This window comes from Mycolicibacter kumamotonensis (assembly GCF_002086285.1).
Taxonomy (GTDB): domain Bacteria; phylum Actinomycetota; class Actinomycetes; order Mycobacteriales; family Mycobacteriaceae; genus Mycobacterium; species Mycobacterium kumamotonense.
Genome location: NZ_MVHU01000014.1, coordinates 1 through 26,440, shown reverse-complemented (window position 1 = coordinate 26,440; position 26,440 = coordinate 1). Strand labels below are relative to the sequence as shown.

Genomic DNA, 26,440 nt, shown 5'->3' with positions numbered 1-26,440 from the left:
CAGGCCATGCCCCAGGTCACGCAGGCAACCGCGACAAGTGCCGTGGTTGCCAGCGTCCAAGCTCGGTACCGACTCGTTGTCATGTCAGCGGCCCGAAACCACCCGCGGCGTGCTCGCGGGCATCTGGAAGGCACCGCCGATCGGGGTGGGCAACGACAGCGACAGCCGCGGGTTGTTCACCTGCAGCTTGTATATATCTTTTATGCCGATCGGATTCCACTTGTTCATGCCCCACGGTTTCAAGCCATAGCCCTCGGCGTCATTGTGCGGCACCAAAGCCCGTACGTGCTCCGCCTCGAAGTCGTAATCGATCCACTTCGCTTGATACCACGTGCCGTCACGCTGCACCCACCGCACATGGCCTGGCGCACCGTTAAATCCCTCGCCGACCACTCGAAAGCGGTAAGCCTCCTGCAGGCTCCACGCCGGCTGCACGCCCCAGCCGTTGGGCTGCGGTGTCACCACCTCTTCCAAACCCGAACTGGCTCCGGTCACCGGCGTCACACCGCGATGCCATGGCGTCGGCGCCGCAATCGGCCCCATGGGCGGCCCACCACCGGGTCCACTTTGATACGGCGATTGACCGTCGATATCCCAATAGCCGCCTCCCGGCGCCGAGTCAGCGGGCGGTGGCGGGTCCCACGGGTATTGCCACGGCTGGTCGCGATCGTCACCAACCGCCCGTGCAATGTCGTCAGGATCCGCTTTGTCATCGCCAGGGCGGTCGGAGTCATCGGCCGGCGCTGTTGGCGGCGCTAATGGCGGATCACCGCCGATGGCGTAAGAGCCACTGAGCTTTTGCAACGCTTCGGCCCGAGCCTGACTGTCGGCGAAGCCGTCGGCGACAATTTTCTGGATTTCACGAGTTTTGCGGACCAAGAACTGCTGAAACTGACGAGCGCCCAGCGGGGTTTCGAGCCCCCGCCAAGTGACAGCGGCCTGCTTGATCTCAGCTTCTATAGCGTCGAGGCGCTGCCGCGAGTGGCGCTTGTTCTGGACGGCACCGCGCAGCACCGACTCAAACTCGCTGTCCGCCGCCGTCGATACCGCCAGTCGCTGGACAAGTTGCGCTTCGCCGTCCCGCGCTGCATCGGCAAAAGCCCCGAGCACCTCCGCCACTCCGCAAAGGTAACCGCCGTTTCTCCTACGAGCAATCCAGATCTAGTGAGCTAGCGAGGTGGCGCGGACATGCTTCCGCTCCAAGTTGAGCAGCGAGCCTAACGCGGCCTAACCCTCGCTTATCCACTCGCCGCACGCCACACCCGTTTAGCGGCCAGCGGCGACGATGTAAGCGAGAATGTGGTGTTGAGGTCTACCATCCGCAATGTGACGATGACACCACCGCCCTGGCCAGCAGCACCTCCCGCCACTCAGCCGCACCGTCGCTCACCGGTACTGCTCGCGGTGCTCGCAGTATTGCTGGCTGTTGCCGCGTTGATTGTGGCGATAGTGGCCCTCATTCGGCTGCCGGCAACACCGAATTACACCGCAGCTCAACGGGCTGAAGCAAAGGCAGAGCTTTGCGACAGATTCAAGCCCGCCATGGACGCAGTACACATCGAGACCAATGGTTCCGATGCGGCCCTGGGACGTATCGCTCTGACCAACGGCGCAGTCGTCCTCCAAGGAGCCTCGGCGAATCCGGCATTGGACTCCAAATATCGTGACGCGGCCCAGGCTGTGATTCAGGCGTACGAAAACTTGGTCATCGAATCTTCTAGTGGCAGGTCCGGCGACGCAAAGTTCGATGGGGCAGTGAATGCCGTGAATGCCAAAGAGCAAGTGCTGAAGGATATGTGCGGTGACTGATCTACCGCCAGGCGAGTGGTCTCTGCTGTTGGTGGGCGCATGGTGGCCCGCGCTACCGAGCGAACCAACCGCAGGCAAGGCGTATTGGTCGGACCAAGCTGACGTCAAGGGCCGTGAGGCCGCGCACGTGCAAAACCACCGCAGACAATTTGGATCTCGAAACCACGGCCGTACCGCCGAAGACATGCTGGAGCGTTTTCGGGTCGGAAAGGAGCGCCTGCTCGACGCCCAAGAGCACTGTCGCGCCAAGAGTAGCGCCAGTGGCGCTGTGGCCGATGCGGTGACTGAGCTTCGCAGTCGGTTAAGGGGCATCGCCTCGCAGGGCAACCAAGCGATCAGAGACATCCTTGCGAAAAGCGAGCCGGAGACGGCGAAACTCACTGCCGTGATCAATGCGATCAATAACGCTAACGACGAAGCCGCCACCGCCGGGATGGCCGCCAACAATGCGATCATCGCTGCAACGCAACAGATGTTCACCAAAATGGGTATCGATGCTGGAGCGCGCGAGTGGCTCGAGAAGAATGGGGCTAATTTCGAAGCACCGCCGCGCCCGCCACCGCTGACCGCCGATGAGATGGTCGCCACCGCGGCTGGTGTCGAAATCACGGATGGGCAAGCCGACAACGACCGACTTCCGTTCCCGTTTGGAAACGACAAGGCAGGCAGCCAGACAGGTGCAGGCTCGGGGAGCGCAGGAATAGACGGCCAGTCCGGCGCAGGGGGCGGTGGCGGGCGGCTGAGCGCCGACCCCGTCCCGCCTAGCGTGGGCGGCGACAGCGCGGCAGGACCAGCAGCGGGACAACGCGATGTGGTTGGTCCGGCGGGTACAGCGAACGGATCCGGCGGTAGTGTCGGACCGACGGGAGTGGTCGGCTCGACAAGTAGACAGAGCAGCACACCCGGACAAGCCGGTACTGTCGCCGCCCCCGCAGCAGCCGGCGACAACACCGGCACAATCGTCCCAACAACCCCCAACGCCGCCGCAGCGGCCGGCGGCAACACCGGCACAATAGGCTCAACAACGCCCAACGCCCCCCCAGAGGCGGGCCGTAACACCGGCACAACCGTCCCAGCGGCCCCAAGCGCTGCCGGGCCGACCGGAGGTGGAGGAGGCTCACTTTCCGGGCTAGGCGGCGCGCCGATGAGTGGTGGAATTTCACCCGTCGCGTCCTCCATCCCCGGCCTCGCCGGCGGCAGCGGCACACCAGCTACGCCAGCTGGCCTTGCAGGTGGCGGCCCAACCCAGGCATTCGCCTCGGGAATGCCCGGTGGTCCCGCAGGACCGGGCGGGCCGACGTCCCCACTGCACGGCGGGCTGGATGGCTCCGGACTCTCCCCGTCGTCGGCTCCACAGGTTCCGCCCTCCCCGTCGTCGACGCCGATGGCGGGCGGCGTGCTCGGCAACCTCAGCCATCTGGCCGGCTCCAGCCCGGAGGCCGCTTCCAGAGCTCAAACCGCGGGCGCGACAACACCGACGCCCACTCCAGCGTCGGCACCCATCAGTGCCGGTCCGACCCCGATGTCATCGGCACCCGTCAGCGCAGGTCCGGCCGCACCATCGGGCCCGCTACCCGGCTACGGGGCGGATCTGCGCCCCGCGGCAGGCGCAGCCACGGGCGTCCCCCCAGCGCCTGCCGGTGCGCCTGCGGCACCGACAACACAGCCGCCAGGTAGCACTACCCCCGCTTCGGGTGGGACCACAGTGGCATCCTCGGGCGACCGTCCCGCACCGGGAAGGCCGTCTCCAGCGGCCGGCGGGCAATCGGGCGCGGCAATGGCGGGGGGTATGGCAGCCGGAGGTACCGCCGGGGCGGGAGCTGGCACCGCCGCCAAGCGCTTGGCCGAGCACCAGGACCTGCAGCGCAAAGTTGACGCCGTCGCCCGTCAGGCTCCGAATCTGGCGTGGGCAGCCGGATTACGTGATGACGAGACCACGATCGTGGTGGCCACCGACCTGGCTGGCGGCTGGATTCCACCTACGGTCAAGCTCCCGCCCGGAGTCACTCTGCTTGATCCAGCGCACCGCCGCCGTGGCACGAGCGCAGTCGATCTGCTCGGTGCGGTGATTGCCGCAGCAACCCACGAGCCGAACACCTACATCACCGAGGCTGGCCCGCACGATCCGGTTCCCGGGTCTGGGGAACGCGCCCGCTACGGCCAGCATCTCGACGAACTGGGTCCAACCTTGATCGACGTCACCGGGGCCAGCACGCGGCTGCCGCGCATCGTGCAGACCGTCGCACAAGCGATGGCCCGCAGATCCGGCGTCGCCGACAACGAGGTCGAGCTCTTCCGGCGGGTGGTCGCCGACACCGCTGCGCGGGTACTGTCGGCCTATCCCGAGCACGCTCCCAGGGATGTCGCCGACTGGATGCTCTTGGCCAGCATCGACGCCCTGATCGCGGGAAGCGAGGAACTGGCCCGCTACCACCTGGCGTGGCACCAGGCGGTGGCGGTACCGCATGGAGGGTTTACGCCATGACAGATCCGATCGAAGTCAACCCACTGGACTACCTGGCGATAGCGGCCGGCCTCCCGCCGCTGCCGATCCCGCCGGGACCTGTCCATCCGGGCGGAACGTCGCCGGTCGACGCCACGATGGCGGCCTTTGGTGCCGCAACCAACCTGAACTTGGCCGAGACAAACACCCACCTGGCCGAAGACCATGCCGATCGCACGGGTCATGCTGCCGACGCGGCCCGCAAATTCACCGCCAACGAGGCCGACGCGGTATCGAAGTTCCAGGATGTCGCCGGCCAGGGCGACGCCACGATGGCACAGCAAGGTTCCCAGGAAGCCATGGGCGGAGCGATGCAGGGCATGACCGGGGCGATGCAGGGCATCACCGGCGCACTCAGCGGCGCGCTCGGTGCGGCGAGCAGGCTGCCGCAGGGGCTGATGCAGGCCGGCCAAGGTGCGCTGTCGCCGTTGATGGGGGCGGCGCAATCCCTGGCCAAAGGGGGTCTCGGCGGCGCCGGCGCCACGCTTGCCTCCGACATCAGTCCCGACCCCGGCTTGGGCGGCAGTGGCCTCGGCACCGGCGGAGGTGGCGGCGGCGGGCTGGGGATGGGCACCACCCCCGCCAGCAACCTCGGCCCGCCCCCGGTTCCCGGAAGCTCGACACCGACGACGCCCACCAGCTCGCTGGCGAGCACCGGCGCGGCCGGCCCCAGCGGCGGTACGCCCGCAACCGGCGGTGCGGGCGGCGGCGGCATGATGCCGATGATGCCGGGCGCGGCCGGTGCCGGCGGCAAGGGCGGCAAGGACGACAAGGCCGGCGAGAAGCGGATCGCCGCCCCCGGCGTTCCCAACGGCCAACCCGTCAAGGGCCGCACCACGGCCCCGCCGAACGTACCGGTGACCAAGTCGGTGGCGAAGGACGCCGGCCCGACCGGCCTGACACCGCTGAAACGCATCGTCGACAAGGACGATTCGTCGAAGTAGCAGCCCCGTGGCGGTACCGCTGATTCGACCGGCCGTGGTGCGGAAGCACGCTGAATCGCCACGCCCAGAGGACAAACTCGCTTTATCGGTCTAGGACAAGCGCCGCGTTCTGCCGCGCGAGGAACGGACCGATCAAGTCGACGATGAGCCAGTGCCGCGTCTCGTCTATGCCGGTGATGATTCCGAGGTTCTGGGTGGATCCATCTACCTGTGCCGTCACGGCAGCGCCGACTAACTGCTCACCGATCGGCGTCGCGATATCGTCCGCGGCGACGACCACCCGCTCACTGCCGGTGGGCAAGCCTCGCAACTCCGGTGTCGCGGCGGGATCGAGTACATGCCCCGCGGCAACCCGCCCGTCCAAACCGGCCCAGGCGACAAGAGCCCGGCTGTTCTCTACTGCGTCAGCCGTCTGAACAACCTGAGCTGTCGGTGGCTCCTCGTTGATTGTGGCGTCGACGGGCAGACCCCAGTCATCTCGCCCGGAACTGAACACCGCGAAAGGAAATATCGGTATCGTCCACGGCTCACCGGCCGCCCGCGGGCTCGCCTCGCCGGGAGTCAGGTACGTGATCTCGCCGACCTTCGTGCGAGTAGGAGCCATCCCGGCGTCCTCGACTTTCATGACCGCGTCCGGGGCCTTCCCGTCACCGCGGGCGCATCGTGCCGCGGTCACGAATCCGTCGAGTCTGGTGCCCGGGTCGCTCGCGTCCGGAAGGCTCAGGTAGAAGCCGGCGGTACACACCGTCGTCCTGGTTCCTTCGCCAACGAGTACCTGCATCCCGGGATGCAACCGCGACACCGGTCTGGGGAACACCACCACCTTGTTGATACCTGGCGGCAGCACATCGACTGACTGCGTTGCCATTCCGGGCGATTCCGTCTTAGCTGACGCCCCTTCCGGGCCACTTCCTCCGCAACCCGCCACTCCGCAGGCGAAGGCTGCAGCGAGAACCCCTGCCACCATCCGAAATAGTCGTCGAGCCGGACAGCGATTCGAGGGCAACGTCGCGACCCCCGTCATCGGTCCGGCTCCCGGCGGGACAGGTGCGCTCGGACCAGCAGGTAGACGCCTCCGAGTAAGCAGGACAACATACGCAGCGCGGCTAAAAGCGCACTCCGATTCGCTACCGATAAGTCGATGATGAAAAACGGCAAGGCTAGTAGCCCGAAAATAACGAGTGCGATTCCAAACGCTTTCACGCGCCCAGGATTCTCATCGAGGCTGGGCAATATACCTGCCACTACTAATAACGGCAGTGCTACTTGGAACAGCTCGCGAAACATTCGTCACCTAGCATCCGTAGATATCGGGCAGCAAACCGCTAACAATTGTCGGCATTAGACTGCTCCGCCCAAACATCGAAGGAGGTCGCCGACGTTCAGCACGCCGTCTGCCAGCGCCCCAGCAGCGGCGGCGATCGCTATCGGCGGAGCTTCTGCGAGAGGTACCGCCCCAGCGATACCCAACCCATCGAGCCCAAGCGCGAAAAGGCTTCTAGCTGCATCATCCACGGTACATTGGCCCGCCTGCGCCGTTTGTAAGATGCGAATCATTTGCTCTTGTTGACCTCTGGCGTATCCAGCCCCCAAAGTGTCGGACAACCCCTGCATCCACTCCGCCGGCGTCCTGTTTGGAACATGGGTATTAATCCATTGAGTGCCGGCGTCTGCAACTTCTCGCGGTACCCAAAACGGGCCGAACTTTACTGGCGGCACCTGAGCACCCTCACCAATCGATGTGCCGCCGAGGTCGGGCGGCAACTCCGGAAGCAGATGCTCGGCCATTGGATTTTTCGGAGGCTGCGACGGGTCCGGGGTGTCCGGCTTTATTGGCGGAGTCCGAGGCACGGGGGATCCGAAGCCGACCATTTCGGCCCGCTCACCTTCGTGATCGCGGCCGGTCGAGTCCTTTTCCGAAACCGACCCCTGGCCACCCGCTACCGGATAGCGCCCGGTGAGTGCCTGCACCTGCCCCGCACGCTGCGCACTGTCGGCTGCGGCGTCGTCCACGATGTTGTGAATCTCGCGGATTTTACAGACCAGGTACGCCTGGAACTGTCGTGCGCCTACCGAGGTATTCAAGCCCGGCCAAGAGGCGGCGGCTTGCCGGATCTCGGCTTCCAGCGCATCGAGGCGCTGCCGCGCCCGCAGGTTGTACTGCTGAGCGCCGCGCAGGATCGATTCGAAGGACCGGTCGAGATCCACCGACGTCGCTAACCGCTGCACCAGCTCCGCTTCCCGCGCCCGCACGGCATCGGCGAATGCCCCCATCACGTCCGGCATAGCGCAGAAACTACTCGTATCGCCGTCATCGCGTCACCGCCAGCGGCTGGCTTCTATACCGATGGAACCGCGAAATCACCCTCCCGCCGGTGGCAACGTCAGCTGTAGAAACCCCCCGCCCCACGGTTGCAGGATCACGTCGGCGGGCCAACTCACGCGGTGGCCCTGACCACGCAGGTAGTCGGCGGCAATACCGACGGCCTTGACGGGCTGCCCGTGATCCTCGAAAACTAGCAGGCTGGCTTTGGATTGAAAGAAGTTCGACTTGATCACCGGTGCAGATGCACCTCATCCCAGCGCCACGCGGTGAAGTTACTCAGCCTGCCCCGACTTACCTTGATGCAGAAGATTTGCCAAGCTGTCGTTGAGTCGTTGCGCCGACGGTTTTCTCGATGAACTCCCGCTCGGTGTGTTCGTGAAACTGATCGTTGTAGTCGATGTCCATCGATCGCCTCATCAGCCCGCAGCTGGTCACCACTAAGCACAGCAACAGCAGACCGAGCGCAGTGCGTACCAACGTCACCAACCGCCGCACCACTTGCCCTTCGCGCGCCCGCGCCGCCTCGGCGAACGCCCCCACCACCTCCGGCATGGCGCAAAAACTACGCGCATCGGCCTCACCGCGTCACCGGCTGTGACTGGTTCCCGCAGGCTAACGCCAGTATTGTCGTCGCGTGCGGTTGTGGTGCGTGCGTCAAAGGGGTAGCAGAGCATGCCGCTGAGCCTGTCGAACCGGGACCAGAACTCCGGTCACCTGTTCTACAACCGCCGGTTGCGCGCGGCCACCACCAAATTCTCGGTGCGCATGAAGCACGACGACCGCAAGCAGACCGCGGCGATCGTGCTGTCGGTGGTGTTGATCTTCATCGGCATGGGCTGGATGCTGCTGCTGAACGTGCTGCGCCCGGCCGGGATCGTGCGGACGTCGGCGATCGTCGGTGACCGCGACTCCGGCGCGATCTACGCCCGCATCGACGGCCGGCTGTATCCGGCACTCAACATGACCTCGGCCCGGCTCGCGGTCGGCAACGCCGAGCTTCCCACCTGGGTCAAGCCCGCGGAGATCGCCAAATATCCGACCGGCCCGATGATCGGTATTCCCGGCGCGCCGGCATCGTTGATCGCCAGCACGGGCGCCCCGTCGGCGTGGGCCGTCTGCGACACCGCGGGATCACCGCGGCGGGCCGAGCCGCCGGTGGTGACGGCCATCGCGGGACCGCTGAGCCGCGTCGGCCGCGCGGCGCCGCTGGCCCCCGATGCCGCGGTGCTGACCCGGTTCCAGGGCGTCACCTATGTGATCTGGGGCGGCAAGCGTTCCCAGGTCGACCCGGCCGACCGGGCGATCACCCTGAGCCTGGGTATCGACCCGGGGACGACGGTGCCGGTGGAGATGTCGCGGGCGTTGTTCGACGCCCTGCCCAGCACCGAACCGCTGCGGGTTCCGGTGATTCCGCAGGCGGGCACACCGTCGCAGTGGGTGCCCGGGTCCCAGGTCGGTGCGGTGCTGGAGACCCGCACGGCCGGCGGCGGCTCACAGTTCTATGTGCTGCTGCCCGACGGCGTGCAGAAGATCACCAGCTTCGTGGCCGACCTGATCCGCAGCGCCAACTCATTCGGATCCGTGGCGCCCCTGGTGATCAGCCCCGACAAGCTGGTCAACATCCCCGAAGTGGGCACCCTGCCGGTCGACTACTACCCGAACAGCCGGCTGAAGTTCGTCGACACCGCCGCCGACCCGACGACGTGCGTCGGATGGGAGAAGGCCCCGTCCGACCGTCAGGCCCGGGTCACGGTGTTCAACGGCCGCGGCCTGCCGGTGTCGCCGGGAATGGACAATCGGATCGTCCGGCTGGTGCGCGACGACCGCTCCCCCGGATCGGTGGTGGCCAACCAGGTGCTGGTGCTGCCCGGCGCGACCAACTTCGTGACGTCGACCAGCGCACTGCTCGAGTCCGATTCGCGCGAGTCGCTGTTCTGGGTGTCCCCCAACGGGGTTCGGTACGGGATCGCCGCCGAGGACGAGACACTGCGCGGCCTCGGACTGGACCCGGCCTCCGCGCAGCAGGCCCCGTGGCCGCTGCTGCGCACCTTCGCGGCCGGCCCGGAACTGTCTCGGCATGCCGCGCTGCTGGCCCGCGACACCCTGGCGTCCACCGGCGCGGTGATGCCGGTGGCGCCCAACAACCAGCAGGCCATCCCGGGAGGGCACTGAGGCGATGTCCAAACGAGCATTCGTTCCGGCCCGACTTCAGGTTCCCGAACCCAAGCCGGTGCGGGTCGCCCCGCGAGCCCCCGACGCCCTGCCGGAACGCGAACCCCGCAACCTGTGGGTGATGATCGGCCTTCCCGCGCTGGTGGTCGCGCTGATCGGCACGATCGTGATGCTCTATGTCTCCGGTGTGCGCAGCCTGGGGTCGGGCATGTTTCCGATGGTGGGCATGGCCGGCCTGGCCATGCTGATGTTCTCCGGACGGTTCGGGCGGGCGCGCAAGATCAGCTGGGGCGAGCAGGAGAAGAACCGCCGCAGTTACCTGCGGTCGCTCGACGCCGAACGCGACGAGATCCAGAAGGCGGTCTGCGCCCAGCGCAGCGCCCAGGAAATGGTGCACTCCAACCCGCAGGGACTCGGCGCGGTCATCGGCGGGCCGCAGATGTGGGAGCGCCGGCGCTCCGACCCGGATTTCCTCGACGTCCGCGTGGGCGTCGGTGTGCAACACGCGCCCGACTCGGTGCTGTCGGTGCAGTGGCCGGAGATCCCGGTCGACGAGGAGCTCGAGCCGGTCACCGGCCAGGCGCTGCGCGACTTCATCCTCGAACAGCGCAAGATCCGCGACATCGCCAAGGTGGTCAACCTGCGCTCCCGCCCGGGTTTCAGCTTCGTCGGCGAGGACCTCGACCGGGTCCGCTCGCTGCTGCGGTCGATGCTCAGCGCCTTGGCGGTGTTCCACAATCCGCTCGACGTCAAGTTGATGGTGGTGACCCGGCACCCCGAGCTGTGGTCCTGGATGGTGTGGCTGCCGCACAATCAGCACGACGAGCTGTTCGACGCCTGCGGATGGCGCCGGCTGGTGTTCACCACCCCCACCGAACTGGAGTCGACGCTCGGCGCCGACCTGCACATGAAGGGCAAGCGCGGCGCGTGGCGGCCCCCATCGACGCCGAGTCCGACGACCATGGGCTCGGCACTGGAAACCGGCGGCGCCGGGCACGATCTCGGCCCGCACTGGGTGATCGTCGACGACAACACCGGCAGCCCCGAGGCGTGGGAGAGCGTGGTCGGGCGGGTCGGCAAAGAGGGCATCACCGTGTTGCGGGTGGCCTCGCGGCTCGGTACCGGTGTCGGGTTCGCCCGCGATGAGATCTTCGAGGTCATCGATCATCCGGCCCGGCACAGCCGCACCGACGAGCCGTCGGCGGCCCACCGCCGCAACGGCCGCGGCGCCGATCCGTTTGCGCCGCCGATGTTGCGCGTGGGCGGCAAGTTCTTCGCGCACGCCGATCAGCTGTCGGTGCCGCGCGCCTACCGCTACGCCCGCGCGATGGCGCGCTGGTCGCCGACGGCCAGCGTGGACGTCACCGACTCGGGCAGTGGCGCGCTGGAACTGCTGCGCGCGCTGGGAATCGACGACGCGCGCGAGCTGAACGTGGACCGGCTCTGGGCCGAACGGCGCAGCCGCGGCGACGAGCGGTGGGCCGAGATCCCGGTGGGGGCCAAACCCAATGGCGAGTTGCAGAACGTGGTGCTGCGCGCCAAGGACTTCGGCGGCTTCGGCTTCCACTCGGTGGTCATCGGCACCAGCGGGTCGGGCAAGTCGGAGTTCTTCCTGTCGCTGGTGTACGGCATCGCGCTGACGCACTCGCCGGAGACCTTCAACGTCATCTTCGTGGACATGAAGTTCGAGTCCGCCGCCCAGGACATCCTCGGCATCCCGCACGTGTCGGCGGCGCTGTCGAACCTGGGCAAGGACGATCGGCACCTCGCCGAGCGGATGCGCCGGGCGATCGACGGCGAGATCGCCCGGCGCTACCGGCTCTTCAACTCCGTCGGCGCGCGTGACGCCAACGACTATGAGGAGATCCGGCTCGCCGGACGCGACCTGGAACCGGTCCCGATCCTGCTGGTGGTGATCGACGAGTACCTGGAGTTGTTCCAGAACCACGGCAAGTGGATCGACCTGATCATCCACATCGGCCAGGAAGGCCGCGGCGCCAACGTCTTCTTCATGCTCGGCGGTCAGCGCCTGGACCTGTCGTCGTTGCAGAAAGTCAAGTCCAACATTGCCTTCCGGGTCGCGCTGCGCGCCGAGTCCGGGGACGACAGCCGTGAGGTGATCGGCTCGGACGCCGCCTACCACCTGCCGTCGAAGGAGAACGGTTTCGGGCTGCTCAAAGTCGGCCCGCGGGATCTGGAGCCCTTCCGCTGCTTCTACCTGTCAGCGCCGTTCATCGTGCCCAAGCGCAAGACGTCGACGGCCAAGACGCTCGACATGACGCTGACGAAGCCGCGCCTCTACACCTGGCAGTACCAGCCGCTGGACGAGGCGGACGCCCAAGCGCTGCAAGATATGTCGGCCACCGACGCCGAACCCGACGAGTTCCTGTTGCACGCCGACGGATTCAAGAAGAAGAAGATCGTCGACGTGCTGCGCGAGTCGCTGATCGCCGCGGACCGCAAGGCGCCCCACCTGCCGTGGCTGCCTCCGCTGGAGGTCTCCGAGTCCGTCGACTCGCTGGTCACGCTGTATCGGGGCAAGCCCTGGGACGTCGACTACGGGCGCAACCCGGGTCTGGTGTGGCCGCTGGCCATCAAGGACATCCCCGAGGACGCCCAACAGCTGGTGCACTGCGTCGACGTGCTGCGCAGCAACGTCATGGTGGTCGGCGCAAAGAGCCGCGGCAAGACGACGACGCTGATGACGCTGATGTGTTCGGCGGCGCTGATGTACACCCCGGCCCGGCTGACGTTCTTCTGCGTCGGCGGCGCCACCCTCGGCTACGCCGAGACCCTGCCGCATGTGGCCGACATCGTCTCGCCGGCCGACCGCGAAGGCGTGGAACGCAGCGTAGCGACGATGGCCGCGCTGGTCAGCGCCCGCCAGGACACCTTCCGGCGGGACAAGATCGACATCAACGAGTTCCGGGAGCGGCGCTTCGGATCCGGCGGGGAGGCCCTGGGCGGCACCGACCCGGGTGATCCGTACGGGGACGTGTTCCTGGTCATCGACGACTTCTCCGACCTCTACGCCGCCGACACCGTGCTCGGGGACCGGATCATCGCGCTCAGCGGTGTCGGCCCGGAGTACGGCGTGCACCTGATGACCAGCGCGTCGGGCTGGATTCACGGCCAGCGCCAGACGTTGCTGCAGAACTCCGACGTGCGCATCCAGCTGCGGCTGCAGAACCCCGGCGAGAACGAGATGGGCACCGCCTCCCTCGACGCCCGCGACGCGGCCAAGCGCACCGTGAACCGGCCCGGCTTCGGGCTCACCGAATCCCTGCACGAGATGCTCATCGGGCTGCCGGAGCTCAGCGCCGAGGACGGCACCCGGATCGGCACCCGCGACCTGGGCACCCGGGTCGCCGAGGTCGCCGGCGTCACCAAGCACGCCACCCTCAAACGGCTCCCACCGGCGGTGGCGCTCTCGGAGGTGCTGGCCTACGACGTCGCCCAGCGCCCGCCCGCCCAGACCGCCCCGTCGATCGCGTTCATGATCGGTGAGCAGCACGACCTGCTGCCGGTGCCGCTCGAGCTGGCCGAACATCCCGGCATGATGATCCTGGGCCGGGCCCTGTGCGGCAAGAGCGCCACCCTGGCCGCGATCGGCGAGGCCGTGATGGCACGCTTCACCCCCCAACAGGCGCAGATCACGATCATCGACCCCAAGACCGGACCGCTTCGCGACCTGCAGGGCCCGGGCTACGTCAACGCCTACGCCTACGACCAGGACGAGATCGACGAGGTGCTGACCACGCTGGCCCAGCAGGTGCTACTCCCCCGGCTACCCGCCAAGGGCCTCAGCCAGGAGGAACTGCGGGCGCTCAAGCCCTGGGAGGGCCCCCGTCACTTCATCCTGATCGACGACGTTCAGGACCTGCGCCCGGCGCAGATCCACCCCGCCAAGCCGCCGGTGGGCGCCGCGCTGTGGAAATTGATGGAGCGCGGGCGCCAGATCGGCCTGCACGTATTCACCACCCGAAACTCGTCGAACTTCGGCCAACTGGAGATGGATCCGTGGGTGAAGACCCAGCGCAGCGCCAAGGTGCCGACGCTGTTCATGGACAACGACCCGCAGAACAAGGTCAGCCGAACGGTGCGCGCCCAGGCCCTGCCCGCCGGCCGCGGCCTGCTGGTCACCGACGACTCCGGAGTAGAAGGTGTACTGGTCGGCGTGCCGTCGTCGATGATCCACAATTTCGAGCAGCAATAACCGGTATTTACTTAGTGAAGTGACGCCGACCCGAAATCGGTTTACCATCTACTCCGACCTGCCAACGTCGGCATAGCAGCGATGAGGCATCGGGAGGAAACATGTTCTCTGTAGAACCGGAGGCGGTGCTGGCGTCCTCGGGCGTCGAAGCGGGAATCACCGCGGAAACCGCGGCGGCCGCCTCCTCGGCCACCCCGGCACTGCTCGGTGTGCTGCCCATGGGCAATGACCCCGACTCGATCGCCTTCCAGGCCGCGCTGCTGGCGTCCGGCACCGAATACCTGGGCATCGTCGCCGAGCACTCCGCGCAGCGCGGGCTGTTCTCCGGTGCGCAGGCGACCGCGGCCGGGGTCTACAGCGCCACCGAGGCGTTACGGGCAGCCACCGCCGCACTCGGCGGCTAGCCGATGGCCGACCCGGGATGGGCCGCCCGCCCACCGGAGGTCAATGACACGTTGATCAAGTCCGGCATGGGCGTAGCGACCATGCTGGCCAACGGCGCGGCATGGACGGCGCTGGGCGCGGCCCACCACGCGTCGGGGATCGCCTCCGCGGTCAACACCGCGCTGACCTCGGTCGGCTGGATCGGCGCCGGGTCGGCCGGCTCGGCGCTCAACGCCACCCTGCTCAACGTGGCCCTGCACGGGCTGGCGGGCTGGGTGGATATGAAAGCGCCGATCGTCGCGGCGGCGGTCGAGGCCTACCAGTTGGCCTACGGAAGCATGCGCACCGCTCAGGAGTGCGAGGAGAACCGGATCGAGACCGAGTTCGACAACAGCATCAACTGGGCGGTGCTCGGAGCGCTGACGCCGCGGATCGCCTCCCTGGAGTTCGAGTACTTCGGGCTGTTCTGGCCCAACAACGCGGCGGTGGGGGCCTCGTACGGCGCGACGCTGACCGCGCTTACGTCCAGCCTGACCGTTCCCGCCCCGGTGGCCGGGATGGGGGCCTCACCCGCTGCCCCGGCCGCGGCCGCCAGCGCCGTCGGCGAAGCGGCCTCCCAAACCGCGGCCGGCGGTGCCATGCGCGCGGCCTACACCGGAACCCAGGCGGCGAGCAACACCGCCGGGCAGGGCGCCTCCGCCGCCCAGGGCATGGGCAGTCAGATGAGTTCGATGCTGGGCCCGGTCCAGCAGATCGGCTCGTCGCTCATGCAGGCGCCGCAGATGCTGACCCAGGTGCCGCAGACCATGATGGGCCCGATGCAGTCGATGATGGGCATGTTCATGAACCCGAGCATGCTCGGCGGCGCGCTCAATTCCGCTGGCGCCGGCGGGGTTCCCGCCACCGCGATGCTGGCCAACGCGACGGCGACACCCGGCGCCGGCGTGGGGGGCGGCGGCTTCGGCGGTGCAGGCGCACCGGTGTCGGCGTTCACCCGGCCGGTCAGCGCGTTCGAGTCCGCCGGCGGACGACCGGTGGGGTTGCGGGCCAGTGGCGCGCTGGGTTCCGTCGAGTCCCAACGGGTCACCACAGCCAGTGCCGGCGGGATGGGCGGAATGCCGATCGGGCACGCCGCAGGGGCCGCTGGAAAAGGTCAGGGCGGGCGTTCCTCCGACCGGGCCAACACGGTGCGAGTGGTCGATGACCGGGTGTGAGCTGGGCATTCGTCGTCCACAGGGTGAATCGACACATTCCAGAGAAGCCCATACACTACCGCAAGGCACATCCCGCCGAACCCGGGGGGTCGCTCAACAACCAAGGAGGAAACGATGGCAGCCATTGTCGTCACGCCGGAACTGATGCGGAACACCGCGTCGAAGTTGGCGCAGCACATCGAACACGCTCAGGCGATCGCCAATCAGTACCTCGCCGACCACGAGAACATCCTGGGCGCCGGCACCTGGGACGGCGCGGGCTCCAAGGCATCGTATGCCACCGCCGCCCAGATCCACGAAGACATGCAGAAGGTCCTCATCGGCGGCACCCGCCTGACCGAGGGCCTCAACCAGGCCGCTGCCCTGATGGAATCCCACGAGTCCCACTCCGAGCACGCCTTCCACTCGCTGTTCGGCGGACAGTCCGCCTAAGCCTCCTTGACCCCCGTACTCGAAAGGACAACGATCCCCATGGCTGACGGCATCACCTATAACCCCGGTCCGGTATCCGACCAAGCCCACAGCGTGATCAGCAGCGCCGGCACCCTCGACCAGATCCACTCCGACGCCCACCAGCTCACCCAGATGCTGACCGAATACTTCGCCGGCCACGGCGCCACCGGTTTCTTCGAGGCGCAGGCGCAGATGCTCTCCGGTCTGCAGGGCCTGATCGAGACCATCGGCCAGCACGGTTCGACCATCGGCTCCGTGCTGGAAGGGGCCATGCAGACAGACCAGACGATCAACAGCCTTTTCTGACCACCGCCGCGGGCGCCGGGATCGCGGTGCCCATCGCGGGGTGACCACGTAACGATGACGAAGTGGGGTGTCGGCGCGACAGGCGCAGATACCCCATTTCGCGTTCGAGGCTGACTACGCACGGGTGAGGCGGCAGTGACATGTTGACGACGACCCTTGACGGGCTGTGGGTTCTGCAGGCTGTGACCGGGATCGAGACGCTCTGCCCCGAGCTGGGCCTGCGGCCGCTGCTGCCGCGGGTGGACACCGCCGAGCGGGCACGGCAGCATCCGATCGCCGAGGAACTGACCGAGATCGGTGCACTCGACGGCCAGGGCGAGGCGGACCCGATGATCCGCGAATGGCTGACGGTGATCATGCGCCGCGACGTCGCCCTGCTGCTGCAACTGAATTTCCCCGGACGGCCCTACGGCGACCCGCAACACATGACGCGGGTCTCGATCAACCGGTTCGCCTCCTGGTGGGTGGTCCTGGAGCGCCACGACCAGGAGGTGCGGTTGTATCCGGCCGGCACCGCGGGCGATCAGGCGGCGGCCGGGGATCTGGTCGTCGGTCAGATCGAGCGGCTCTGCGGCGTCACCGACGCCGCCCCGCTGCGTCCGGTCACCCTCGACACCCAGGAGTTACTCGACCGGGTGCGCGACCACGACGGCCTGCGCAAGTACCTGGCGGATCAACGGCTCGATATCGACCAGCAGCAGACGCTGCTGATGGCCGCTGACCCGGAGGTGTCCGGGCAGGCCAACATCGTCGCGCTGCAGCCCGGGGCCGGGCCCGAGGAGCTGGCCCGAATGGCCATCGGCGACACCGCCGTGCTGATCTCTGACACCCCGGCCGGGCGGGTCTGTGTGGAGAACATCGACAACGGGGGCCGGCGCTATCAGATCGTGTCCCCGGGGTCCCGGGCTGATGTCGCCAATGCGATCCTGCGGCTTATCCAGCGGCTGCCGGCCGGTGCGGACTGGCATTCACACCGGCGGGTTGTGTAACCGTGAATTTGCCTGAACACCATTCTCAAATATTACTGTCGGTCGTAAGAATCATTGCAAACGAGGTATCCGTAATCGTGTTAACATCACGCACGTGACGAGCCCATGGAATAGCCCCAATATGCCTGACGAAGGCGCATCCGGGCGCCGGGATCCCGGAACCGGCCACCGCTACCGGGATTCCGTATCGGACTCCATGCGCATTTCCGACCTGGCGACGCCACGCAAGATTCCGCCCGGCTCGGGCTGGCGCAAACTGGTGTATGTGGCCTCAGCAAAGGTGATCAATCCGGGGGAATCCCCGCGCGAACGGCATTACCGAGACCTGCGCAATAGAATTCGGCGCCACATCCGCCGCCAGTACGTGATCACCCTGGTGTCGGGAAAAGGCGGGACCGGCGTGACGACCATGGCCGCCTCCATCGGCAGTGTCTTCCGCGAATGCCGTCCCGAGAATGTGATCGCCATTGACGCCGTCCCGGGCTTCGGGACCCTGTCGGATCGCATCGACGAGCACCCGCCCGGTGACTACTCGGCCGTTCTGAGCGACACCGATGTGCAGGGATATTCCGATATCCGCGAACACCTTGGGCAAAATGCGGTCGGCTTGGACGTGCTGGCCGGCAACCGCACCTCCGATCAGCTTCGCCCGCTCGTCCCGGCCATGTTCAGCGGGGTGCTGTCGCGGCTGCGCCGAACTCACAACGTCATCATCGTCGACACCGCGGCCGACCTGGAACACCCGGTGATGAAGCCGGTGCTGGAGAACACCGACACGCTGGTCTTCGTCGCCGGGATCACCGCCGACCGTTCCCGGCCGGTGCTGCGTGCGGTCGACTATCTGGCCGCTCAGGGCTACCACGAGCTGGTGTCGCGAGCGACGGTGATCCTGAACCACTCCTCCCCCATCGAGGACAGCGCCGCCGTCGCCTATTTGACCGAGCGGTTCAGCAAAACCGGTGCCACGGTGGAAGTCATGCCTTATGACGCCCATCTGGCTAAGGGCGGCATAATCGATGTCCACCATGAGGTCAAGAAAAAGACACGGCTGCGGCTATTCGAAATAACTGCCGGTTTGGCCGACAAATTCGTGCCGGACACTGAAAGGTAGTCGCGGTGACCACCCCGACACCGGCTAAAGTCGCGTTCCCGGCCCGCTGCGCAGTCAGCCTCGCCTACGATAAACACCTCGTGTCACAGGTCTTCCCGGCCGGAATTCCGGTCGAGGAATTCTTCGAGGGAATGGTCGAGCTCCTCGACGAGGATTTGAAGCATCACGGCTTCGACGGCGTCGCACTCCCGCCGGGAGGCTACGAACTGCATAAAGTCAACGGGGTCCGCTTGGATATCACTCGCAGCCTCGATGACCTCGGCGTGCAAGATGGCGACACGCTGGTTCTGGTGCCGGTGGTCGGCGGTGACTCGTTCGAGCCGCAATACGAGTCGCTGTCGAGTGCGCTGGCCGCGACGGCCCGCCGGCTCGGCACGCAACCGGAGATTCAGTGCTCCGAATGCGGACACAAGGTCGACGAGCAGACCGTCACCCGGTTGCTCAATGTGAAGGTCGACCGGATGTTCGCGCCGGTCACGGCGGTGACGGCGGCACACACCGCGATCGGGCTGCTGGCGATGGCGGTCGTCGTGCTCTTCGCGCTGGCGGTGCGGGCCCGCACCTTCAGCGACAGCTGGCCCCCGGCCGTGGTGCTGGCCGGCCTCGGCGGCCTGCTGACGCTGGGCGCCGCGGTGGTCCGCCGGAGCTGGCCCGCGCGGGCCGACCTGTTCAGCGGATTCGGCTGGCTGGCGGTGATCGCGCTGTCCGGCGCGGCGCTGTGCGCGGCCCCCGGGCGGCTGGGCGCGCCCCACCTGTTGATCGGCGTGACGGTCCTGGCGATGGGCGCGATCGCGCTCAGCGTCCTGCTGCGTTCGCAGACCGCGGTGGCCACCGCGGTCGTCACCGCAAGCGGGATCGGCGGGGCGGTGGCGGCAGCGCGGATGTGGCATCCGGTGTCGCCGCAGGTCATCGGTATCTGCGTGCTGCTCGGCCTGCTGATGCTGGTGCGCCTGGCGCCCACGATCGCGCTGTGGGTGGCGCGGGTCCGGCCGCCGTATTTCGGCTCGATCACCGGGCGGGATCTGTTCGCCCGCCGCGCCAACATGCCGATCGACACCGTCTCGCCGGTCGCCCCCGAGGACGAGGACGACGAAGACGACCTGGTCGACATCACGGCGCGGGGAGCGGCGATCGCGGCGTCGGCGCGACTGATCAATGCGGTGCAGGTCGGTATGTGTGTGGCGATCGCGGCGACATTGCCGATCGCGGTGTGGATGGTGCTGGCACCGGGTTCGACCCACCAGCGCGCCGCGGTGGCCCTGTGCGGGCTGGCCGCCGGACTGTTCATCACCCAGGGCCGCGGATTCGCCGGCCGGGTCCAGGCGATCGCCCTGGTAGGCGGCGCGTGTGCCGCGGTGCTCGTCGGGATCACCAAGTACGCCCTGGCGGCTCCCGGTTACACCGCCGGCGGTTTCCTGTGGCCGGCGGCGGCGGTGGCGGTGTTCGCCGCACTCGGCCTGGCCGCGGGTCTGCTGGTGCCCGAGACGAAGTTCGTCCCGTGGATTCGGCTGGCGGTCGAATGGCTGGAGGTGTTGGCGTTCATCGTGGTGGGGGTGCTCGGAGCCTGGCTGGGAGGACTGTTCGTGTGGGTGCGCAACTGAGCCGGCTGCGCACCCGGCTTGTCGCGCTGACCGCCGTGGTGCTGCTGGCCGGCCTCGCCGACGTCCCCCCGATGGCCCGCGCGATCGAACCGCCGTCGGTGGATCCCGCCATGGCGCCGCCCGACGGCCCGCCCGGCCCGGATCAGCCGATGCGCCGCTCGAATTCCTGCAGCGTGCCGATCACGGTCAGCAACCCCGACGTCGCGCAGCTTGCACCCGGGTTCGACATGCTGGGCATCGCCGCCGCGTGGCAGTACTCCACCGGCAACGGTGTGCCGGTGGCGGTCATCGACACCGGGGTCACACCGAATCCACGGCTGCCGGCGATCGCCGGCGGCGACTACATCATGGGCGGCGCCGAAGGCCTGGGCGGACTGCAGGACTGCGACGCCCACGGCACGATCGCCGCGTCGATCATCGCCGCGGCCCCGCAGGGTGTGCTGCCGATGCCCCGCCCGATGCCCGAGGTTCCCGCCTTCCCACCGCCGGCCGGCCCGCCGCCCAGCATCGGCGAGCCGCCGCCGCCCGCGGACCTTCCCGGGCCGCCGGCGCCTCCCCCGGCACCGGCGCCGGTGACCATCACCCAGACCGTGCCACCGCCGCCTCCACCTCCGCCGCCCCCGGACGAGGGCGCCATGGCGCCGGCCTCCGGCCCGCCGGATCCGCAGACCGAGGACGAACCCGCGGTCCCGCCGCCCCCGCCGGGCGCTCCGGACGGTGTCGTCGGCGTCGCCCCGCACGCGAGGATCATCGCGATCCGCCAGTCCTCGCGGGCCTTCGAGCCGGTCAACCCGCAACGGTTCGGCTACGACGATGAGCGGGTCAAGGCCGGCACGCTGGCCACGCTGGCCCGAGCCGTCGTCCACGCGGCCGACATGGGCGCCAAGGTGATCAACATCTCGGTGACCTCGTGCGTTTCGGTGGCGGCCGCGCTCGACCAGCGGGCCCTGGGGGCGGCGCTGTGGTACGCCTCAACCGTCAAGGACGCGGTGATCGTCACGGCCGCCGGCAACGTCGGCGAGGCCGGCTGCGCCAACAACCCGATGTTCGACCCGCTCAACCCCGGCGATCCCCGGGACTGGAACCAGGTCAAGGTGATCTCGAGCCCGTCGTGGTTCTCCGACTACGTGCTGTCCGTCGGCGGCGTGGACGCCACGGGGGCGCCGATCGACAAGAGCATGTCCGGGCCGTGGGTGGGAGTGGCCGCGCCGGCCACCCATGTCATGGGGCTGTCCCCGCAGGGTGGCGGACCGGTCAACGCCTATCCCCCGGTCCGGGTGGGCGAGAAGAACATGCCGTTCTGGGGGACCAGCTTCTCCGCGGCTTACGTCAGCGGGGTCGCCGCCCTGGTGCGGGCCAAATATCCTCAGCTCACCGCGCACCAGGTCATCAACCGGATCGTGCAGACCGCACACAACCCGCCCGCCGGGGTGGACAACCGGGTGGGTTACGGGCTGATCGACCCGGTGGCGGCGCTGACGTTCAACGTGCCGCCGGGCGAACCGGTGGCACCGGGATCGCAGAGCCGTGTCATCACCCCGGCGGCACCCCCGCCACCGCCGGATCATCGCGCCCGCACCGTTGCCCTCGGATTCCTCGGCGCGATCGCCGCCGCGGTGCTGGCCGCCGCCGTCACCGCCCGGATCCGAAGGGCCCTCAAGTGAGTCAGGACCGGGTCCGGCTGACCGGGTTCAGCGCCTCGAGCAATCGGCGGTTGCTGTGCGCCACGGCGGTCGCGCTGTGTGGGATGGCGGGGTGGGCGTTCGGCGGCCTGATCGGTGTCGCGGTCGCCGTGCCGCTCGCGGTGCTGCTGGTGCTGGTGCCGTGGTGGGGCCAACCGGCCTGGTCCTGGGCGCTGCTGCGGCTTCGGCGACGGACGGCGACGGGCTGGGCCGAGCCGATCACGGTGGCCAACAACCGCGCCGGGGGCGGGGTCCGCATCCAGGACGGCGTGGCGGTAGTAGCCGTTCACCTGCTGGGCCGGGCGCACACCGCCACCGTCGCCACCGGGTCGGTGAACGTGGAGACCGACAATGTCATCGACGTCGCCGCCCTGCTGCCGATGCTGCGGCACGCGCTCGGGTTGGTGCTGGAGTCGATGAGCGTGATCAGCATCGGCGCACGCCGCGCCACCACCGGCGACTATCCGCGGGTCTATGACACCGAGATCGGCACACCGCCCTACGCCGGCCAACGCGATACCTGGCTGCTGCTGCGGTTGCGGGTCATCGACAACACCGCCGCGCTGCGGTGGCGCACCACCCTGGGTGCCACCGCGGTCGCCGTCGCCCAGCGGATCGCCGGCCTGTTGCGTTGCGAGGGACTGCGCGCACGGGTCGCCACCGCCAGCGATCTGGTGGAACTGGATCGCCGGCTCGGTGGTGCGTTGCTGCTGGCCGACGCCGAGCGCTGGAAATCGCTGCGCGCCGAGGGCGGCTGGGTGACCACCTATGCCTACCCGCCCCACGAGATCAACGCGCAACTGCTGGCCCAGGTCTGGACCTTGCCCGTCGACGAGGTGGTCCAGAACGTCACGGTCTTCCCGGATGCCACGTGCACGGCCACCGTCACCCTGCAGACCCCGCAGCCGGCACCCACGCCCCCGGCGGTCGTGCTGCGGCGGCTCAACGGTGAGCAGGCCGCCGCCGTGGAGGCCAACATGTGCGCGCCCCGCCCGCACCTGCGCGGACTTCGGCCGGGACCACTGCCGGACAGCCTGCCCGTCGAGATCGGCCCGTCGGGTGTCCTGATCGGAAAGCTGGCCAACGGCGATCGGCTGATGGTTCCGCTGACCGACTCCGGCGAGCTGAGCCGGGTGTTCATCGCCGCCGAGGACCTGATCGCGAAGCGGATCATCATCCGCGCCGTCGGGGCCGGGGAGCGCGTTTGTGTGCACACCCGCGACAAGGCGCGCTGGGCCAGCGTCCGGATGCCCGAGGTGTCGGTGGTGGGCGAGTCGAGGCCGACGCCGCGCAGCACGGTCAGTGTGGTCGACGGGCCGATCGCCCCGTCACCGCGCCCGGCGACCGTCATCACCGTGGCACCGCCCGGGACGCCTCCGCCGCCACCGGATGCGGTCGAGGTGTGCATCGAGCAGATCGACCGGACCGCCGTACGGGTTGCCGCGGGGGGACGATCATGGCTGGCTACGGTGGAGTTGTTCCGGGCGGAAAACCGGTACTGCAGCCCGGAGGCGCTGGCGCCGATGTCGTCACGATGACACTCCGCCGGACCGCAGGCAGCCCCGACAACCCGTACATGCGACAGAGGACGACAGACATTGAGTGACTTGCTGGCGGCCCGCCGGCACTTCGACCGGGCCATGGTGAGCATGGACGGACGGTACGGCTCCCCCGAAGCCCAGGCCGAGTTCGTGGCGGCAACCGAAGCCGATCCCTCCATGGCCGACGCGTGGCTGGGCCGCATCGCCTGCGGTGACACCTCGTTGGACACGCTCAAGCGGCTCTACGCCAACAGCGACTGGCTGCACAAGGAGACCACCCGGCTGGGCCGGCACCTGGCCGCCCAGATTCCGCTGGGGCCCTACCTGTCGATCACGGTCACCGACGCCTCGCACGTGGGGCTGGCGTTGGCCTCAGCGCTGACGGTGGCCGGGGAATACGAACGCGCCGACGCGCTGCTGGCCGACCAGAGTCTGCTGGACAGCTGGATCAACCACCAGTGGCACCAGCTGGCTCGCGCCTACCTGATGTTCGTCACGCAGCGCTGGCCGGATCTGCTGACGGTCGCCGCCGAGGAACTACCCGAGCGGGCGATCGTCATGCCCGCGGTCACCGCGTCGGTCTGCGCGCTGGCCGCCTACGCGGCCGCGCATCTGGGCCAGGGCCGGGTGGCGTTGGACTGGCTGGATCGTGTCGACATCGCCGGGCAGGCGCGCTCCTCGGAGCGGTTTTCCGCGGGGGTGTTGACGGCGTCGATCAACCCGAGCGAAATCCCGCTGCTGGCCGCGGATTTGGCCTACGTCCGCGGGATGGTGCACCGTCAGCTCGGCGAGGAGGACAGGGCCCAGGTCTGGTTGTCCAAGGCCGCGATCAACGGGGTGCTGACCGAGCCGGCCAAGGCCGCACTCGCCGAGCCCAATCTGCGCCTGGTGGTCACCGAGGAACAGATCATCGACAGCCGCACCGACCGCTGGGATGCCGATTCGGCGAAAAGCCGGGCCGAACTCGACGAGGACAACGCGCTGGACCGCCGCGCCGAGCTGCTGGCGCAGGGCCGCGCCGAGTTGGAGAAGCAGGTCGGGCTGGCCGAGGTCAAACGCGCGGTGAAGGCCCTGGAGGACCAGCTCGAAATCCGGGCCATGCGTTTGGAACACGGTCTGCCGGTGGAAGGACAGACCAACCACATGCTGCTGGTCGGCCCGCCCGGCACCGGTAAGACCACCACCGCCGAGGCGCTGGGCAAGATCTACGCGGGAATGGGCATCGTCCGCAATCCGGAGATCACCGAGGTGCGGCGTTCGGACTTCTGTGGCGAACACATCGGTTCCTCGGGTCCGAAGACCAATGAGCTGATCGAAAAGGCCCTGGGCGGAATCCTTTTCATGGACGAGTTCTATTCGCTGGTGGAACGCCACCAGGACGGGACGCCGGACATGATCGGCATGGAGGCCGTCAACCAGCTGCTGATCGCGCTGGAGAAACACCGCTTCGACTTCTGCTTCCTCGCCGCCGGATACGAGGACCAGGTCGACGAATTCCTCACCGTCAACCCCGGATTGGCGAGCCGGTTCAACCGCAAGATCCGGTTCGAGTCCTACTCGCCCGAAGAGATAGTCGAAATCGGTGAACGGTACGGTTCCAGTCGCGCTACCGAGCTGAACCCGGAAGCGCGGCAGCGGTTCCTGGATATGGCGACCACTATTCGCGCCTACGTCAGCCCGCGCGGCGAGCATGGCATCAACGTCATGCACAACGGCCGGTTCGCCCGGAACGTGATCGAGGAAGCCGAACTGGCCCGCGACACCCGGGTGGCGGCGCAGAAGCGCGCCGGTCACCCGGTGACGATCGACGACCTCAAGACCATCACGGCCGCCGACATCGACGCCGCCGTTCGCGCCGTGTGCGACACGAAACGCGAGATGGCCGCCATCACCTGGTAGGCCGCCGTCAGATCGGCGTGCTGCCGTATCGGGCGACGAAATCGGACTCGGCCTCTTCGCGCAGTGCGGTGAAGACGACGTTGAGCCGGTCCGCCAGTTCGCTGTAGGTGTAGTCGCTGACCACACACGGATGCAGCGTCAGCTCCAACAGTCGACCGTCGGCGTTGGCCACGGCACGGACATCTCCGAGATCGACACTGTAGGTGGTGTTCTCGGCCTCGGCGACCAGGGCTTCCCATTTCTCGGCAGCCTCACGAAGATCCCGCAACACGGACTCAACGAGGTCCTTGTCGCTGAGCTCCGCGCGGCTGTCCGGCCCCGACATTGGCTAAGTATGTCGACCAGGTGTGAGTAGCGTCAATTCATCATCGCCGTTACGTTTGCGGATCCCACTGGCCGGCCGCGGGTGCGCTGAGCGTCCGGAACCAGCTGTAGTGGTAGTTGGCCGACACGGTGTCACCGGTCGCCATACCCTCGGTGGCGGCCAGCAGCATGCAGTTGAGCACCACGGCGGTGTCGGTGTCGGGATACTGTCCCAACAGCTGGTAACGCATGGTGTCCAGATGCACCCGCAGCAGGTCGATTTCGGCGTCGACCACGCCGGTTCCGGCGGAGCCGGCCTTCGCCAGGGTGTTGGCCATGCGCGGCAGCCCGTCGCGCCAGTGGGTGGCCTCGCTGAGCTGCCAGCCGAGGTCTTCGATGGGCGTGAGCTCGCGGGGCTGCACCGAAGCGTCCGTCTCGGCGAAGTCACTCGCCCAGCCGAGGCGATCGCCCGGATGGTAGGAGGCCGACTCCGTCGGGCTGCCCAGCATTTCGGTCGCCGTCCCGGTCCGCCGGCCCGGTTCGAGTAGCTGCACCCCGGCCGGCAGCTCGATGCCCGACGGTATCCACCCGCTGGCGATGTCGGTGACCAGCAGGGTTCTGCCGTCGGCGAAGGTGCCGATGGCCCAGCGCAGTGCGGGTTCCTGACGGGCCACGAAGGCCAGCAGGCGCTGCAGGCGCTGCTCGCTGGACTCGGTGACCGCCGGCTGCACCGGCGGCTGTGCGGCGGGCTCCGGGGGCCGCGCGGGCGCGGCGGGAATGACCGCGGTCAGGTCTTTCAGCGCCTCGGCCAGCGGTAGGACGGCGGGCTCGGGGGCGACGAACGGTTCCGCGGCGGCGACGGCCTGTTCCTCCGGTGAGGCGACGGGCGGCGCGGCCGGGCCCCCGGGGCCCCGGCGGCGACGCAGGGTCTCCGACAGTGCGGCGGTGCCCGGGATCCGATCGCCCAGCGCCGCGGTCACCACCGTG

Annotated in this window: 23 protein-coding genes; 15 read left to right on the top strand and 8 right to left on the bottom strand. The window is 68.1% G+C overall.

Annotated features, from left to right (window positions below; all coding sequences use genetic code 11):
- Nucleotides 1-84 precede the first annotated feature (84 nt).
- On the bottom strand, nucleotides 85-1,119 hold the full coding sequence (locus BST28_RS11160) for a DUF4226 domain-containing protein (RefSeq protein WP_165758074.1): 1,035 nt from the start codon (nucleotides 1,117-1,119) through the stop codon (nucleotides 85-87).
- A 207-nt stretch (nucleotides 1,120-1,326) separates the two neighbouring features.
- Between BST28_RS11160 and BST28_RS11155 the strand changes: the two genes are divergently transcribed.
- On the top strand, nucleotides 1,327-1,809 hold the full coding sequence (locus BST28_RS11155; RefSeq protein WP_207570087.1) for a hypothetical protein: 483 nt from the start codon (nucleotides 1,327-1,329) through the stop codon (nucleotides 1,807-1,809).
- Between the two features lie 301 nt (nucleotides 1,810-2,110).
- On the opposite strand, the gene BST28_RS24740 is transcribed toward BST28_RS11155, so the two are convergent.
- Nucleotides 2,111-2,428: a hypothetical protein gene (locus BST28_RS24740; protein WP_133054295.1), complete on the bottom strand. Its 318-nt coding sequence runs from the start codon at nucleotides 2,426-2,428 to the stop codon at nucleotides 2,111-2,113.
- 1,170 nt (nucleotides 2,429-3,598) lie between these two features.
- Between BST28_RS24740 and BST28_RS24735 the strand changes: the two genes are divergently transcribed.
- Together BST28_RS24735 and BST28_RS11140 are read left to right on the top strand one after the other, a co-directional pair.
- Nucleotides 3,599-4,294, top strand: a complete 696-nt coding sequence (locus BST28_RS24735; protein WP_083081026.1) for a DUF5631 domain-containing protein — start codon at nucleotides 3,599-3,601, stop codon at nucleotides 4,292-4,294.
- Nucleotides 4,291-5,256: a hypothetical protein gene (locus BST28_RS11140; protein WP_083081023.1), complete on the top strand. Its 966-nt coding sequence runs from the start codon at nucleotides 4,291-4,293 to the stop codon at nucleotides 5,254-5,256. Before BST28_RS24735 ends, BST28_RS11140 begins: the two co-directional genes overlap by 4 nt.
- 82 nt (nucleotides 5,257-5,338) lie before the next feature.
- Here BST28_RS11140 and BST28_RS24730 read toward each other — a convergent pair whose 3' ends face one another.
- The 4 genes from BST28_RS24730 to BST28_RS11120 form a co-directional block, all read right to left on the bottom strand.
- On the bottom strand, nucleotides 5,339-6,124 hold the full coding sequence (locus BST28_RS24730) for a hypothetical protein (RefSeq protein WP_234808257.1): 786 nt from the start codon (nucleotides 6,122-6,124) through the stop codon (nucleotides 5,339-5,341).
- Nucleotides 6,125-6,597: 473 nt separating this feature from the next.
- Nucleotides 6,598-7,542, bottom strand: a complete 945-nt coding sequence (locus tag BST28_RS11130) for a DUF4226 domain-containing protein (RefSeq protein ID WP_234808256.1) — start codon at nucleotides 7,540-7,542, stop codon at nucleotides 6,598-6,600.
- 75 nt (nucleotides 7,543-7,617) lie between these two features.
- Nucleotides 7,618-7,815 carry a hypothetical protein gene (locus BST28_RS24725; protein WP_234808255.1) on the bottom strand — a complete coding sequence of 66 codons (198 nt, stop codon included), beginning with the start codon at nucleotides 7,813-7,815 and terminating at the stop codon, nucleotides 7,618-7,620.
- 58 nt (nucleotides 7,816-7,873) lie between these two features.
- The gene (locus BST28_RS11120; protein ID WP_083081021.1) at nucleotides 7,874-8,134 is read right to left on the bottom strand and encodes a hypothetical protein; all 261 of its coding nucleotides are present in this window, start codon (nucleotides 8,132-8,134) and stop codon (nucleotides 7,874-7,876) included.
- 120 nt (nucleotides 8,135-8,254) lie between these two features.
- On the opposite strand from BST28_RS11120, the gene eccB reads away from it, so the two are divergent.
- The 12 genes from eccB (at nucleotide 8,255) to eccA (ending at nucleotide 25,150) form a co-directional block, all read left to right on the top strand.
- Entirely contained in the window at nucleotides 8,255-9,754 is a 1,500-nt protein-coding gene (gene eccB, locus BST28_RS11115) for a type VII secretion protein EccB (RefSeq protein WP_083081018.1), read from the top strand.
- Between the two features lie 4 nt (nucleotides 9,755-9,758).
- Nucleotides 9,759-13,970: a type VII secretion protein EccCa gene (eccCa, locus tag BST28_RS11110; RefSeq protein ID WP_083081016.1), complete on the top strand. Its 4,212-nt coding sequence runs from the start codon at nucleotides 9,759-9,761 to the stop codon at nucleotides 13,968-13,970.
- A gap of 101 nt (nucleotides 13,971-14,071) precedes the next feature.
- Nucleotides 14,072-14,374 carry a PE domain-containing protein gene (locus tag BST28_RS11105; protein WP_019737594.1) on the top strand — a complete coding sequence of 101 codons (303 nt, stop codon included), beginning with the start codon at nucleotides 14,072-14,074 and terminating at the stop codon, nucleotides 14,372-14,374.
- 3 nt (nucleotides 14,375-14,377) lie between these two features.
- Nucleotides 14,378-15,568, top strand: a complete 1,191-nt coding sequence (locus BST28_RS11100) for a PPE domain-containing protein (protein WP_083081014.1) — start codon at nucleotides 14,378-14,380, stop codon at nucleotides 15,566-15,568.
- 114 nt (nucleotides 15,569-15,682) lie between these two features.
- Complete coding sequence (locus BST28_RS11095) at nucleotides 15,683-16,000, top strand: WXG100 family type VII secretion target (RefSeq protein ID WP_019738417.1); 318 nt, start codon at nucleotides 15,683-15,685, stop codon at nucleotides 15,998-16,000.
- A gap of 39 nt (nucleotides 16,001-16,039) precedes the next feature.
- On the top strand, nucleotides 16,040-16,327 hold the full coding sequence (locus BST28_RS11090) for a WXG100 family type VII secretion target (RefSeq protein ID WP_019738416.1): 288 nt from the start codon (nucleotides 16,040-16,042) through the stop codon (nucleotides 16,325-16,327).
- Nucleotides 16,328-16,467: 140 nt separating this feature from the next.
- The gene (locus BST28_RS11085; RefSeq protein WP_083081011.1) at nucleotides 16,468-17,316 is read left to right on the top strand and encodes an ESX secretion-associated protein EspG; all 849 of its coding nucleotides are present in this window, start codon (nucleotides 16,468-16,470) and stop codon (nucleotides 17,314-17,316) included.
- 94 nt (nucleotides 17,317-17,410) lie between these two features.
- Nucleotides 17,411-18,427, top strand: a complete 1,017-nt coding sequence (locus BST28_RS11080; protein WP_029249474.1) for a MinD/ParA family ATP-binding protein — start codon at nucleotides 17,411-17,413, stop codon at nucleotides 18,425-18,427.
- A 5-nt stretch (nucleotides 18,428-18,432) separates the two neighbouring features.
- Complete coding sequence (eccD, locus tag BST28_RS11075; RefSeq protein ID WP_083081008.1) at nucleotides 18,433-20,028, top strand: type VII secretion integral membrane protein EccD; 1,596 nt, start codon at nucleotides 18,433-18,435, stop codon at nucleotides 20,026-20,028.
- Nucleotides 20,029-20,099: 71 nt separating this feature from the next.
- Nucleotides 20,100-21,692 carry a type VII secretion-associated serine protease mycosin gene (mycP, locus tag BST28_RS11070; RefSeq protein WP_234808260.1) on the top strand — a complete coding sequence of 531 codons (1,593 nt, stop codon included), beginning with the start codon at nucleotides 20,100-20,102 and terminating at the stop codon, nucleotides 21,690-21,692.
- Complete coding sequence (gene eccE / locus BST28_RS11065; protein ID WP_083081005.1) at nucleotides 21,689-23,248, top strand: type VII secretion protein EccE; 1,560 nt, start codon at nucleotides 21,689-21,691, stop codon at nucleotides 23,246-23,248. Before mycP ends, eccE begins: the two co-directional genes overlap by 4 nt.
- Before the next feature lie 102 nt (nucleotides 23,249-23,350).
- The gene (gene eccA / locus BST28_RS11060) at nucleotides 23,351-25,150 is read left to right on the top strand and encodes a type VII secretion AAA-ATPase EccA (RefSeq protein WP_080575683.1); all 1,800 of its coding nucleotides are present in this window, start codon (nucleotides 23,351-23,353) and stop codon (nucleotides 25,148-25,150) included.
- Between the two features lie 7 nt (nucleotides 25,151-25,157).
- Here eccA and BST28_RS11055 read toward each other — a convergent pair whose 3' ends face one another.
- On the bottom strand, nucleotides 25,158-25,475 hold the full coding sequence (locus BST28_RS11055; protein ID WP_019737175.1) for a DUF2710 domain-containing protein: 318 nt from the start codon (nucleotides 25,473-25,475) through the stop codon (nucleotides 25,158-25,160).
- A 49-nt stretch (nucleotides 25,476-25,524) separates the two neighbouring features.
- Nucleotides 25,525-26,440 (bottom strand): DUF5631 domain-containing protein (locus tag BST28_RS11050; protein WP_207570085.1); only part of this gene is annotated, 916 nt, incomplete at its 5' end.

Bases quoted from the DNA above. Each gene is read 5' to 3' on its own strand.
- BST28_RS24735 (WP_083081026.1), top strand. From the start codon at position 3,599: ATGGCAGCCGGAGGTACCGCCGGGGCGGGAGCTGGCACCGCCGCCAAG.
- BST28_RS11140 (WP_083081023.1), top strand. From the start codon at position 4,291: ATGACAGATCCGATCGAAGTCAACCCACTGGACTACCTGGCGATAGCG.
- BST28_RS24730 (WP_234808257.1), bottom strand. From the start codon at position 6,124: ATGGCAACGCAGTCAGTCGATGTGCTGCCGCCAGGTATCAACAAGGTG.
- BST28_RS11130 (WP_234808256.1), bottom strand. From the start codon at position 7,542: ATGCCGGACGTGATGGGGGCATTCGCCGATGCCGTGCGGGCGCGGGAA.
- BST28_RS11120 (WP_083081021.1), bottom strand. From the start codon at position 8,134: ATGCCGGAGGTGGTGGGGGCGTTCGCCGAGGCGGCGCGGGCGCGCGAA.
- eccB (WP_083081018.1), top strand. From the start codon at position 8,255: ATGCCGCTGAGCCTGTCGAACCGGGACCAGAACTCCGGTCACCTGTTC.
- eccCa (WP_083081016.1), top strand. From the start codon at position 9,759: ATGTCCAAACGAGCATTCGTTCCGGCCCGACTTCAGGTTCCCGAACCC.
- BST28_RS11105 (WP_019737594.1), top strand. From the start codon at position 14,072: ATGTTCTCTGTAGAACCGGAGGCGGTGCTGGCGTCCTCGGGCGTCGAA.
- BST28_RS11100 (WP_083081014.1), top strand. From the start codon at position 14,378: ATGGCCGACCCGGGATGGGCCGCCCGCCCACCGGAGGTCAATGACACG.
- BST28_RS11095 (WP_019738417.1), top strand. From the start codon at position 15,683: ATGGCAGCCATTGTCGTCACGCCGGAACTGATGCGGAACACCGCGTCG.
- BST28_RS11090 (WP_019738416.1), top strand. From the start codon at position 16,040: ATGGCTGACGGCATCACCTATAACCCCGGTCCGGTATCCGACCAAGCC.
- BST28_RS11085 (WP_083081011.1), top strand. From the start codon at position 16,468: ATGTTGACGACGACCCTTGACGGGCTGTGGGTTCTGCAGGCTGTGACC.
- mycP (WP_234808260.1), top strand. From the start codon at position 20,100: ATGGCCCGCGCGATCGAACCGCCGTCGGTGGATCCCGCCATGGCGCCG.
- eccA (WP_080575683.1), top strand. From the start codon at position 23,351: ATGGTGAGCATGGACGGACGGTACGGCTCCCCCGAAGCCCAGGCCGAG.
- BST28_RS11055 (WP_019737175.1), bottom strand. From the start codon at position 25,475: ATGTCGGGGCCGGACAGCCGCGCGGAGCTCAGCGACAAGGACCTCGTT.